8 protein-coding genes are annotated in these 12,188 nt (G+C 68.4%); 1 reads left to right on the forward strand and 7 read right to left on the reverse strand.

Features of this window, described 5'->3' with window-relative positions; all coding sequences use genetic code 11:
• Window positions 1–3: 3 nt before the first annotated feature.
• The 7 genes from AC07OA_RS15575 to AC07OA_RS15605 form a co-directional block, all read right to left on the reverse strand.
• Window positions 4–1,926 (reverse strand): PhoX family protein, encoded by a 1,923-nt coding sequence (locus AC07OA_RS15575; RefSeq protein ID WP_494664728.1) that lies wholly within the window; start codon window positions 1,924–1,926, stop codon window positions 4–6.
• A 7-nt stretch (window positions 1,927–1,933) separates the two neighbouring features.
• Window positions 1,934–5,029, reverse strand: a complete 3,096-nt coding sequence (locus AC07OA_RS15580; protein WP_494664729.1) for a TonB-dependent receptor — start codon at window positions 5,027–5,029, stop codon at window positions 1,934–1,936.
• Between the two features lie 127 nt (window positions 5,030–5,156).
• Window positions 5,157–6,116 carry a FecR family protein gene (locus tag AC07OA_RS15585; RefSeq protein ID WP_494664730.1) on the reverse strand — a complete coding sequence of 320 codons (960 nt, stop codon included), beginning with the start codon at window positions 6,114–6,116 and terminating at the stop codon, window positions 5,157–5,159.
• Window positions 6,080–6,670: an RNA polymerase sigma factor gene (locus tag AC07OA_RS15590; protein ID WP_494664731.1), complete on the reverse strand. Its 591-nt coding sequence runs from the start codon at window positions 6,668–6,670 to the stop codon at window positions 6,080–6,082. The genes AC07OA_RS15585 and AC07OA_RS15590 overlap by 37 nt, the downstream gene beginning before the upstream one ends.
• A gap of 248 nt (window positions 6,671–6,918) precedes the next feature.
• Window positions 6,919–7,968 (reverse strand): cytochrome-c peroxidase, encoded by a 1,050-nt coding sequence (locus AC07OA_RS15595; RefSeq protein ID WP_494664732.1) that lies wholly within the window; start codon window positions 7,966–7,968, stop codon window positions 6,919–6,921.
• A gap of 1 nt (window position 7,969) precedes the next feature.
• Window positions 7,970–8,533, reverse strand: a complete 564-nt coding sequence (locus AC07OA_RS15600) for a homogentisate 1,2-dioxygenase (RefSeq protein WP_494664733.1) — start codon at window positions 8,531–8,533, stop codon at window positions 7,970–7,972.
• Window positions 8,533–10,569, reverse strand: a complete 2,037-nt coding sequence (locus tag AC07OA_RS15605) for a TonB-dependent receptor plug domain-containing protein (RefSeq protein ID WP_494664734.1) — start codon at window positions 10,567–10,569, stop codon at window positions 8,533–8,535. Before AC07OA_RS15605 ends, AC07OA_RS15600 begins: the two co-directional genes overlap by 1 nt.
• Window positions 10,570–10,859: 290 nt before the next feature.
• On the opposite strand from AC07OA_RS15605, the gene AC07OA_RS15610 reads away from it, so the two are divergent.
• Window positions 10,860–12,185, forward strand: a complete 1,326-nt coding sequence (locus AC07OA_RS15610) for a glycoside hydrolase family 1 protein (protein WP_494664735.1) — start codon at window positions 10,860–10,862, stop codon at window positions 12,183–12,185.
• The last annotated feature ends 3 nt before the right edge of the window (window positions 12,186–12,188 follow it).

Genomic DNA, 12,188 nt, shown 5'->3' on the forward strand with positions numbered 1-12,188 from the left:
GGGCTAGGACAAGACGCCTCCGTCCTCGCGTTCGATGACGATCAGCGAAGGGCGGGGCGGCCGGCCGGGGATGAAGTCCGGCCAGCGGGTCGTGGCTTCGTCCAGCGAGGCCGAGCGTTCGGCGGGATGTTGGACCGACAGGAACATCGCCTTGCCGTCGCGCGTGAAGGCGGGGCTGCAGCATTCCGCGCCGGAGGGCGGCGAATAGAACAGCCTTGGCCAGGCCTTCTCCGGTCCCGAGGTCTGCATCATCCACAGGCCGTCATGCTGCCGGGCGCCCGGGCCGTCGGTGCAGATCCACATCCGACCGGCGGCGTCGAAGCTCAGATTGTCGGGGGCCTCGAACCAGTCCTCGGGTCCGGCGCTCGGATGGAAGCGCGCGCCCGAGCCGGGGGCGGCGGGATCGCCGCAGAGGGCGAAGACGCTCCAGGTGAAGCGGTCGGCTGTGTGGTCGGGGCCACGTCCGTCGTCAGGCGGGACGAGCTCAAGGATGTGGCCGCCTGAATTGATGTGGCGCGGATTGGCGGCGTTGGTGGCCTTGGCGCGTTCATCGACGCCGGTCAGGGCGATATAGACCCGGCCGGTCTTCGGATTGGGCTCGTAGCCTTCCGGCGCATCCATCGGCGTGGCGCCCAGCAGGTCGGCGGCGCGGCGGGTTTCCAGCAGGACGTCGCCCTGGCTGGCGAAGCCGTTGGCCGGGGTCAGTGGGCCGATCCCGAACACCAGCGGCGCCCATTCCACGGTTCCGTCCTCGGCGAACCTGGCGACGCTCAGCACGCCCTCGTCCAGCAGATCGCGGTTGGCGGCCCGGTCGTGCGGGTCGAAGACGCCGCGGCTGACGAAGCGGTAGCAGTACTCGTACTCCCAGTCGTCGCCCAGATAGACCACCACCCGGCCATCCGGCGCGACCACGCTGTGGGCGCCTTCGTGGGCGAAGCGTCCCAGGGCGGTGCGCTTGACCGGCGGGGCGGTCGGGTCGAGGGGATCGATCTCGACCACCCACTCGAAGCGGTTGGACTCGTTGGGCTCGTGGCCGAGGTCGAAGCGCTTGTCGATCCGCCGCCAGCCATAGCGGCCGTCCGGCTCCAGGTCGGTGAAGTGGCCGCGCGTCATGCGCGCCTGGTCGGGATGGTTTCGCCAGTCGCCGCCGAAGAAGTCCGCCGAGCCTTCCTCACCCGACAGCACCGTGCCCCAGGGGGTGACGCCGCCATTGCAGTTGTCGTGCGTGCCCAGCACCAACCGGCCGGTCGGGTCGGCGGCGGTGCGTAGCTTGGGATGGCCGGCGGCTGGACCGGAGATCCTGATCGGCGTGGTGGCGGTGACGCGGCGATTGTAGGGGCTGTCGATGACGGCGCGCCAGACGCCGCCCGTGCGGCGGACCTCGGCGACAGTCAGGCCACAGGCGGCCATGCAGACCCGCAACTGCTCGTCGCCCAACGTCCGGGCCTCGTCGGCCGGCGCGACGCCTGGGAACATCAGGAACGGGGTGGGGTATTCGTGATTGACCACCACCAGTCCGCCGTCGGGATCGCCCGACGGCAGCGGCAGGATGGCGGTGAAGTCGTTGTTGTAGCCGAACTGCCGCTCCTGGGCCTTGGCCGTGAGGGCGATTGGATCGAAGGCCGGGGCGTCCGACCACAACGGATCGCCCCAGCGCAGCACGACGGTGCGCTTGAAGCCGTCGGCAAGGGCCTCGACCGGACCGATCGAGGGCGACAGCGGCTTGAAGCCGATCGGCTCGGCCGCCGCCGCCGCCGCCGCCGCCGCCGTGGCGCGGAACAGCGGCGCCGCCAGGCTGGCGGCGACGCCGGCCGCCAGCAGGCGACGCCGATCGATCAGGGTCGAGATCGGCGCCGCGCCGCGCGCCCGTCCTGGCGCCGCGCGCCCCTTGTCGTTGTGAACGCGCGACGGCCAGGACCAGCTCATCTTGGCCTCAGAAGCTGAAATTGAGGCCGAAGGTGACGGTGCGCCCGCTGTAGGTCGCGCCTTCCAGATAGCGCGATCCGGCCCCGTAGCGCTCGTCGACAATCGCCTTGTCGCCGTCGTTGAGGATGTCGACGGCGTTGACGAAGATCTTGGCGCGGGGGTTGATCGCGTAGCGCAGCTGACCGTCCAGAGAGCCATAGGCCTCCTCGACGATCCGGGTGCCGTAGCTGGAGAACCGCACGGCCTGGCGATCGCGCCAGCCATAGGCCAGCGTGCCTTCCAGGCCGTACTTCTGATAGGTCGCCGCCGCCGTGTAGATTCGTTCCGGTGCGTTGAAGAAGTCGCCCTTGGCGATGTCGTCGACGCCCGGATCGGCCTTGCTGCGCTGGATCGTGGCGTTGGCGTAGACGCCCAGGCCGCCCCAAGGGCCCGGCAGGTTGTTGAACTGGCGCACCAGGTTCAGTTCCAGGCCATAGACCGTGGCGCGCTTGCCGTTGGTGTAGGTGGTGACGTCGTCGATGGTCTTGCCCACCAGGCGCGGATCGTTCTCGAACCGGGCGCGGTCGGCCTCTGTCTCGCCGGCCACGCCGCTGAAGATGAAGCGGTCGATGCGCTTGTAGTAGACGCCGGCCGAGACCATGCCGATCGAGCCGAAATAGCGCTCGACGCCCAGGTCGAAGTTGTAGGCGTAGGCCGGCTTCAGGCCGGGATTGCCGACCGTGACGTCGACCTCGCCGTCCTCTTCCTCGATCGTCGTCGCGCCGGAGATGAACAGCGGCTCGGGCCGGGCGATCGAGGTGAACATCGCGCCGCGCACCACCAGGTCGTCGCTGGCGCGGTAGTTGATCTGCAGGCGCGGCAGCCAGCTGGTGTACTTGGCCTTGCCGGTCACCGCCGTGAAGGTGGGATCCTCGCCTTCCAGTTCGACGGCCTCCCAGTTGTCCGAGGCGATGCGGGTGTGATCCACGCGCAGACCGCCGATCGCCTCCCAGCGACCCCAGACGCCCTTGGCCATCAGGTAGCCGGCGAAGATGTCCTCGCGGCTCTTGTAGCTGTCCTCGTCGCGAGGAATGACGCCGTCCTCGACATAGGCGTTCTCGAAGTCGGGGTTGGTGTCGACCAGGTGCTGCGAATAGGTCCGCCAGGCCTTCACCTGGGCGATGTCGAGCGAGAGGAAGGCGGGGTAGGGCGCGCCGGTCTTGGAGACGTCGACCAACGGTCCCACGCCGAATTGCTGCAAGGTCAGCGGGCCTTCCAGTTCCATGACGTTGCCCTCGACCAGTTCGCGCTTGGAGCGCTCGGCCTTGGCCCCGAACTTCACCGAACGCAGCCAGCTGGAACCGGGCTCATAGGTCACGTCGAAATGAGCCGCGGCGCGGGTGTTCTTCTGGTTGTCGATGTCGATGTCGTTGTAGCCGAGCTCGTATTGCGAGGGATCGGCGATGCGCGCCCGGTCGGCGGGGCTCAGGTTGGGTTGGGGGAACTTGCCGCTGAAGTCGTAGCCGAACAGGTTGCTGTCCAGGTCGACCTTGAAAGCGACCTCGTTGTCGAAGGGCTCGTTGCGGACGCCCGCCGAATAGCCCAGGCCGTAGTCGAAGGTGAAGGCGCCGCTGCGGGTCTTGCCCGCCAGAACGTAGGATTGCTGGGTCAGCTCGGTCTCTTCGTACTGGTCGAAGATCTGGGCGTTGCCCGGTTCGGTCAGGATCAGCTTGCCGTCACCATCGTACTCGTCGGTGCCGCCCTCGAAATAGATCTCGCGGCTGAGCTCCTGGTCGTAGAGGCGGTTGTAGCTGCCCTTGAAGGTCAGTTCGGTGTTGTCCGAGATCGCCCAGTTCAGGGCCAGGTTGGCCGAGATGTTCTCGCGCTTGTCCTCGTAGTCGGCGATGTGGAACTGCAGGGGCGTGACCCCGCTGGCCGGATCGTCCTCGACGAAGCTCAGATAGTCCTCGTCCTGGTAGAAGACATAGCCCTTGGTCTTGCGCTTGGAATAGCCGCCCGACACCAGGATTCCGAACTGGTCGTGATCGCCGAACCGGCGCGCGGCCGTGCCCTGGACCATCGGGCTGGTCTTGCCTGCCAGGTCGTGATGGAAACCGCTGACCGTCAGGTCCAGCACCGGCTTGGCGAAGTCGAAGGCCGTGGCCGTTTCCAGCACCACCGCGCCACCGATGCCGTCGGCGTCCTGGTCGGGCAGCAGGGTCTTGTGGACAGTGATAGACGACAGGGCGGCGGTCTGGATCATGTCCAGCGGCACCCGGCGGCTTTCCTTCTCGGGCTGGGCCGCGTTCATGCCGTTGATCTGGGTGTTGTTCAGGCCGCTGTCCAAGCCGCGGATCGAGACGTAGCGACCCTCGCCGGCGACCACTTCGCGCTGAACCGAGACGCCGGGCATGCGGCGCAGGGCCTCGGCGGCGTTCAGGTCGGGAAAGCGGCCGGCCTGGTCGGCGGCGACGATGTTGCTGAGATTGTCGGCGTTGCGCTGGCGGCTGAGCGCGCGGGCCTGGGCGGCGCGCTGGCCGGTGACGACCACCTCGGACACCTGGGCCAGGCCCATGAGAGACAGGCGCTGTGGGTTTTCGCCCGGTGCGACCTCGACGGCCTCGTTCAGGTCGGGCAGGCCAAGATATTGAAACGTCAGGGTATGGGCGCCGGAGGGCAGGGCGCCGAAGCGGTAGCGGCCTTCGGAATCGGTGACGGCGGTTTGCCCGGTCGTGTCGACCCGCACCAGCACGCCGGAAAGCGGCGCCTGGCTGTCGGCCTGGCGCACGGAGCCTGAGATCTGGCCCTGGCCTTGCCGCTTGCCCGCCACCAGGCCGATCGTGCGGCCATTGTCGCTGTCGATCACCAACGGCCCGCCGGCCAGAAGCAGGTTCAGGGCGCTGCGGGTGGTGTAGCGGCCTTGCAGGGGCTTGCTGGTGCGGCCCTCGATCGCGTCATAAGGAAACAGGATCTGCACGCCGGCCTGGCGCGAGAAGGCGTTGAGCGCCGAGGCCAGGCCTTGGGCGGGAATATCGAACGTGGTTTCGGACGCCGCCGCCGTGGAGGCCTGGGCCCAGGCGGCGGGCGCGGAAAGGGCGCAGGTGGTCGCCAGCAGCGCAGCCATGAGGCGCGCGCTCGAAGAACGCTTGAAAGGCATTGGGTCGCTCCGGTCAGCCGCTCAACCCCCGAATGGGCAGGCTGCGCCATAGAGACGCTTGGCCCGCGGCCAAGCTCTATGCCGCGTGCGAATTTTATTCCGCGCGGGTCAGCATGATGGTGTTGTCGCCGGCGTCGACCGCGCGAACACCGAAGCTGGAGCTCAGGGTGTTCAGGAAGTCGCTCGGGTCGGAATTGGTGAACCGCCCGCCCAGGCGCAGCTTGCTCAGTTCGGGATCGGCGATGACCAGCTTTTTGGTCAGGTAGCGATTGTAGTCCTCGACGACCGCGCCCAGCGGCGCGCCCTGGAAGACGATCTCGCCGCGCCTCCAGGCCGAGACCTCGTCCAGCGACTCCGTCGAGGCCTTTTGCACGAAGGCGTCCGAAGCCGTCGCCACCACGCTCTGGCCGCCCGCGAAACGGGCGGCGGGGGCGGAGTCCGTCTCCGACCGGCGGAGCGCTCCGGTTCCACGTAGGGCCAGCAGGCTCAGGGAGCCACCGCGGAGGCGGGCGTTGAACTCACCGGCGCCGAGATCCGCGGTGACGTCGCCGGCCTTCAGGACGCAGGGCGTGGTCGCGGCGGCGGCCACCGTCACGACCGCCTCGCCGCGATCCAGCCAGACGCAGGGCGCGCCTTTGCTCCAGCGCCAGGATACCTTGCTGTCGGTGTTGAGATCGATGCTCACGCCGCCGCCCAGCGCCACGCGTCGCCGCTCACCGGGACGCGTGCTGGCGGTGGATTTGGCGAAGGTCCTTGTGGCGAAAGCCCCGACGCCGAGCAGGCAGCCGCCGCCGATCACGCCGGCGGCGCGCAGGAAGGCGCGACGCGACGCCGGAGCGGGGGCGATGTCCTTGGGGATGTCCAGGGAGCTGCCGGTCTCGCCCAGCCTCGCCCACAACCGCGAAACCTTGGCGAAGGCGGCGGCGTGGGCTGGATGGGCGTCACGCCAGCGTTCGAAGGCCTCGACGTCAGCGGAACCGGAATCTAGCCGCGCCAGCCAGAGACTGGCCTCGTCCCTTATCGCCTTGTGGTCGACCTGGTCCTGCGGCTCCATCCGGTCTCACGTTCTCCAGCGACGGGTTCCTCCGCCATTTCCGCCGCGTCCAGCATCTGGGCCAGCAGGCTCAGGCCCTTGGCGAGATGCTTCTCCATAGTAGAGACGCTTATGCCGAGCCTCGCCGCTACGTCCTTGGGCGACATCTCGTCGAAACGTCGCATTATCACGACCCGGCGAGCCTGGGGCGGAAGCTTCTGGATCGCAATGATCAGGCGCCGCAATTCATCGCGGTCGGAGAGCTGGCCGAAGGCGTCGATCGCAAGATCGGCCTGCTGCAGCTCTTCCACGGCGGCGACGGTCTCGATGGAGACGATACGGGCTCGGCGAATTTTCTGGATGCCCAGGTTGCGGACGATCTGCAGCACATAGGCGCGGGGATTGGCTGCCTGCCGCGCGCCATCGTGGGCGAACACCCGGGCATAGGCGTCGTGGACGAGGTCGGCGGCCTCGTCGAAGTCACCGGTCAGCCGCCGCGCCAGTTTCAGATACTGCCGCTCGTACGGCAGGATCTGGTCGACGAACCAATGATCGAACTCGCGGAGCCACATCATTGGATCACAACTCGGCTGGCGGGTGGCGCACTGAGCCGTCTGCTTAGAAGCTCCCGAAGACAGTTTCACGACATGGGGCGGCTGAACGGGCGAACCTTCCCTTGATCGGCGCATCAAGCGCCTCATACGAGGAAAGTTGGCCCCCGCCAGCGCTTCGTCTCCACCCATGGCGTGTCCGCTTACAGATCAGGTTTCGAGGTCTGCTTGTCGCGCAGCCCCGACAATCACTTAGTTTTCTGGGTGTCTAGCTAGCCGCATCCCGGCGCGGGCAAGGAAAAGCGCGGATCGGTCGTAAAGCGCTGGTCGGTCAGGGTGTGGAGGAACGCGACGAGGTCGGTGCGCTGAGCCTCGCCAAGTCCGTTCGCGACACGGTGACGGCGGATGGCCTGGGGCAGGGTCTTGGCCGATCCGTCGTGCAGATACGGCGCGGTCAGGGCGACATTGCGCAGGCTGGGCGTGCGGAAGCGGGCGTTGTCCGACGCGCGCCCGGTGATCTCGCCCAGGCCCTGGTCGCCGGAGAACGGCAGGTCGATGCGGTGGAACGCCCGCTGCGGCGTCGCGCCTGCCGCGTCGGTGAACAGCGGGCCGGCGTGGCAGGTCGAGCACTGGGCCTTGCCGAAGAACAGCGTCTGGCCGCGCGACACTTCCGCCGAGATCGCCACGGCCTGACCGCGCCGCCGCTGATCGTAAGGCGCGTCGAACGACAGCAGGGTGCGCTGGAAGGCGCCCAGCGCCTCGCCGATGGTCGCCATGCTGACCTCGCCGTCCGCCTCGGGGAAGGCCTGGGCGAACATCCTTTGGTAGCAGGCGCTGGAGGCCAGGCGGGCGGTCAGCACATGCTCCTGCCTGGTGAAGCCCATCTCGACCGGATGCTCGCCCGCGATGGGGATCAGGACCTGGTCCTCCAGTCGCGTGACGCGCGGATCGCCCCAGGTCAGGGACGTGAAATAGCCGACATTGGCCAGGGCCATGATGTTGCGTCGGCCCGGATCGCCGTGCACCCCAGGATGGGTGGCGTTGCTGTCGGTGAAGGCGCGGCGCTGCTCGTGGCAGGTGGCGCAGGCCATGGTCCCGTCGATCGACAGGTCGGCGTCGTAGAACAGCCGCCGGCCCAGGGCGACCTTGGCGTCGGACATCGGGTTGTCGGCCGGGACCGGCGGCGGGGCCACGCCAGCCGGCAGTCGCCAGTCGAAGCTCAGGTCCACTGGGGGCGCGAAGGCCGTCGCCGTCGCGGCGAGCGCGCAGAGGCCGGCGACCAGCGCCAGCCTCCAGCTCCAGCGGGCGAGCACCCGGTCCATGTCAGGGCCGCGCGGCGACCATGATCGGCAGTTCGGCCGGTCCGTTGGCCGAGACCTGCACCACGTATCGGCCCGGCTGCAGGTCGAAGGCCACCATCTTGCGCAGGGTCGAGCAGGCCGGGCCGCGCCCGTGCGACGCCGAGCGGACCGGCGCGCCGTCGGCCAGCAGGTCGATCCACGCCGCCGTGCCCAGGGCCACCACATAGGTCCCCCCCGTCGGGATGATCAGCGAGAACAGGCCCCCGTGGCTGACCGAGCCGCCCGGCTTTTCCGGCTGGACCGGATAGGTCACCGCCGGGGTCGAGGGCAGGGTGGCCAGATAGGCTTGGCCCGGCGTCAAGGCGGCCTGGGCCACGCCCTCCACGCCTGTCGCCGCCGCCAGCGGGACCTTGGCGGTCCAGCCTTTCAGCTCGGCCGGCAGGTCGGCGTCTTGCGTCGCGCAGGCGGGAGGCGGCGCGGGAGCCGGCGTCATCTCCTGCGCCCCGGCGGCCAGGGGCGCCGTCAGGCAAAGGCCGGCGATGGCGAGAGCGGCGAGACGCATGGTCTTCATTTCCTGGACGGGCATCAGAACTTCATCCGCAGGTCGGCGCGGAAGTTGCGGCCTTCCTCGGGGAAGCCGTCGACCAGTTGGTACTTCTGGTCCAGCAGGTTGCGGGCCCCGATGATCACGTCGATGCTCGGCGTCACCGTGACCTGGGCCGTCAGGTTGGCCAGGATGTAGTCGCCGGTGCGGTAGTAGCGGGCCGGCGTGACCAGCGTGCTCGACGTCACCGTCCAGCGCCTGGACGCCGTCTCCAGGCTGGGCGTCAGGGTCAGGCGGTCCACGACCTTCCAGTTCACATAGGCGAACAGCTTGTGGGTCGGCACGCCGGTCGGGCGGAAGGCGGCGTTGGTCGGGTCGGTCAGCTCGCGGTGCAGGTAGGTGTAGTTGCCGCCGATCGTCAGGCTCGGCGACAGCTGGGCGGTGACCGAGGCCTCGGCGCCGTAATACTCGCCCTTGCCGGCGTTGCGGGTCTGGCTGACCGTGCCGAAGGGCGGGCCCAGGGCCACCGGGATCTGGATCAGGGCGTCCTGGACGTCGCTGTAGAACACCGCTCCCTCGACCTGCACGGCCGGGGTCACGTCAAGCTTGCCGCCGACCTCGTAGTTCACCGCCCGCTCGGCCTTGACGCTGGGGTTGGGGATGGCCGTGCCGAACCGCGAGCTGTAGCGCTCGAACAGAGTGGGGAAGCGGGCGCGCGACGAGACGCTGACATGCAGTTGGCTGGTCTCGGTCGGTCGATAGATCAGCGCCGCCTGGCCGTTCCAGGCGTCGTCGTCGGTCAGCGGGTAGAAGACGAAGGCGTTGGAGTTGAAGTCCTGGGCCATCGACAGGTCGCGGCGGTCCCACGAGGCGCCGACCACCAGGTCCAGCTTGTCGCCCAGGCGCTGGGTGTCTTCCAGGGCCAGGGAGGTGGTGTCCTCGGTCGTGGTCTGGCGCGGCTCGACCAGGGCCGGGGCGAAGGTCTGCTGCCACTCCACGTGTTTGTCGCGGCGATAGAAGGCGGCGGCCTTCAGGGTGTTGGTCGCGGTCAGGCCGACGCCCAGTTCGACGTTCCCGCCATAGGCGACGTCGTCATAGTAGGAGCGGAAGGCGCGGCCCAGGGTCTGGGTGTTCTGGCGGGCGTTGTCGTACGAGAACAGGCCGTTCTCGAAGCTGTTGCGATAGAAGCGCGTCTTCACATAGGCGTTGTCGGCGACCTGGGTCTTGGTCAGCAGGGCGATGCTGTCGAGATTCCAGTAAGGCCAGGTCCAGAAGCGAGTGCTGGCCGTGTCGGTGACGTGGAACGGCGCGTTCTTCTCGCCCTCCTGGCGGGTGTAGGTCAGCGAATATTCGTCAGTGGCGTTGGGCGTGAAGCCGAGCTTGGCGTTGACCCGCCAGTCCTGGCTGTCGGAGTGATCGCGATTGCCGCCGTTCTCCAGGGTGGTCGCGCGATAGTCGTCGGGCAGGGCCCAGTGGGTGCGCTCGTTCCGCGCGCCGCTGATCTGGGCGTAGAAATGGTCGGTGCGTCCGCCGATCCGGCCCGAGACGCTGTTGCTGTTCAGCGAGCCGTCGCCGTCGAGGCCCGCGCCCAGGCGGATCTCGCCCTCGAACGGCTGCGACGGCTTGCGGGTCACCAGGTTGATCGCCCCGCCGATCCCGCCGGGGCCGTCCAGCACCGAGACGTAACCCTTGGAGACTTGAATCTCCGACAGGTCGGCGGTCAGGAAGCGGGCGAAGTCGATGCGGTTGTCGGCCGGCAGGAACACCCGCACGCCGTCGATCGACAAGGTGGTCTGGAAGCGGTCGAAGCCGCGGATGAACACCACCCGCTCGTTGCGCGAGCCGCCGGTGTTGCCGGCCGCCGCGCCGGGCACCAGGTCCAGGGCCTGGTCGATGCTGGTCTTGTCGAACTTGCGCAGCGCCTCGCCCGCTACGACGGAACCGCCGACCCGCTCGCCCGCGCTGTTGCGCGCGGTGACCTGAACCTCGCCCAGATTGTAGACATCCTTGGCCGCCGTCTGGGCGTGCGCCGAGCCCGCCAGCACCGAGCCGGCGAGCAGAATTGACCTGAACAGCATGGAAAACCCCGTTATGTAGAGTCACTACATAACGGTTCCGCCGGGGCTGCGCTTCCGCTTTTTCGCGGTTCTGGTGCGCCTGCCGTTTGCTCGGGAGGGCCGCGTCCTGGCGCTATGGGCGGCTCGATCGCGGGTCAGGTTACCGCCCATCGGACGTTGGGAGGAGGTTTGGAGCGCTTTGGACGCCCTCGGGCTGTCGGCGCGTCTTCGCATGTCGCAATAAGATACAAGCAGGATTGACTGTATAAAATCTTTTTCTATGGTCTGGCGACAGAACAGGAGGAAGCGAAATGGGGCTGGATGGATTCGACCGGCGCGCGGTGTTGCTGGGCGGGGTCGTCGGGGCGGGGCTGGCGGCGTCGCCAGCGTCCGCGGCGACGAAGAGCGTCAAGCCGGGCTTCCTGTGGGGCTCGGCCGGCGCGGCCTACCAGATCGAGGGCGGCAACTACGCCAGCGACCTGTGGGTGATGGAGCACGCCAAGCCGACCATCTTCAAGGACCCGTCGGGCGACGCCGCCGACAGCTACAACCGCGTCTGGGAAGACATCGCCCTGGCCGCGTCGCTGGGCTTCAACACCCATCGCTTCTCGATCGAATGGTCGCGGATCGAGCCCGAGCCGGGCCAGATCTCGCTGGCGGGCATCGCCTATTACCGCCGCGTGCTGGAGACGATCCGCAAGCACGGCATGACGCCCTTCGTCACCTACAACCACTTCACCACTCCGCGCTGGTTCGCGGCGGCGGGCGGGTTCGAGACGCGCGACAACATCCCGGCCTTCGTCCGTTACTGCACCCTGATCACGGAGCGCCTGGGCGACCTGATCGGCGTGGCCTCGACCTTCAACGAGCCCAATCTCGGCGCCCTGGTCAGCTGGTCGCCGGCCATCCGGCCGCTGCGGCCCTATATCGAGATGTCCAAGAAGGCGGCCGCCGCCTCGATCGGCGCGACCCACTGGGCGCCGCCGGTGCTGGGCGACTTCCGCATCCAGCAGCCGATCATGATCGAGGCTCACGAGCGGGCCTATGAGGCGATCCGCAAGGCGTCGAACGACCGCTATCTCGTGGGCGTGACCCTGTCGCTGAACGACGAACGCGCGCCGGCCGGCGGTCCCAGCGGGGTCGAGGCCAAGCAGGCCCAGGCGATGCTGCCGTGGCTGGCCGCCCAGGGCGACTTCATCGGCGTGCAGAACTACACCTGGACCGAGGTCGGCCCCGACGCCGACCTGCCCGCACCCAAGGGCGTGGAGCTGAGCCAGATGGGCTATCCCGCCGCGCCCGAGGCGCTGGAGGCGGTGATCCGCACGGTGGCCAAGCACACCAACAAGCCGATCTACGTCACCGAGAACGGCGTCGCCACCGAGGAAGACAGCCGTCGGATCGCCTTCATCGACAAGGCCGTGCCGGGGGTCTTCGCCTGCTTGCGCGATGGGATCGACGTGCGCGGCTACATCCACTGGTCGCTGCTCGACAACTGGGAATGGTTCTCGGGCTACGGGCCCAAGTTCGGCCTGGTCGCGGTCGACCGCGCCACCTTCAAGCGCACCCCCAAGCCCAGCGCCCGCCACCTCGGCGCCATCGCCCGCAAGGGCCTGCCCGCCGGCCTGAAGAGCCGCTGAGGA

Source organism: Caulobacter sp. GW821-FHT09B08 (genome assembly GCF_059418225.1).

Coding starts and splice junctions, on each gene's coding strand:
- AC07OA_RS15575 (WP_494664728.1), bottom strand. CDS start 1,926: ATGAGCTGGTCCTGGCCGTCGCGCGTTCACAACGACAAGGGGCGCGCG.
- AC07OA_RS15580 (WP_494664729.1), bottom strand. CDS start 5,029: ATGGCTGCGCTGCTGGCGACCACCTGCGCCCTTTCCGCGCCCGCCGCC.
- AC07OA_RS15585 (WP_494664730.1), bottom strand. CDS start 6,116: ATGGAGCCGCAGGACCAGGTCGACCACAAGGCGATAAGGGACGAGGCC.
- AC07OA_RS15590 (WP_494664731.1), bottom strand. CDS start 6,670: ATGATGTGGCTCCGCGAGTTCGATCATTGGTTCGTCGACCAGATCCTG.
- AC07OA_RS15595 (WP_494664732.1), bottom strand. CDS start 7,968: ATGGACCGGGTGCTCGCCCGCTGGAGCTGGAGGCTGGCGCTGGTCGCC.
- AC07OA_RS15600 (WP_494664733.1), bottom strand. CDS start 8,533: ATGCCCGTCCAGGAAATGAAGACCATGCGTCTCGCCGCTCTCGCCATC.
- AC07OA_RS15605 (WP_494664734.1), bottom strand. CDS start 10,569: ATGCTGTTCAGGTCAATTCTGCTCGCCGGCTCGGTGCTGGCGGGCTCG.
- AC07OA_RS15610 (WP_494664735.1), top strand. CDS start 10,860: ATGGGGCTGGATGGATTCGACCGGCGCGCGGTGTTGCTGGGCGGGGTC.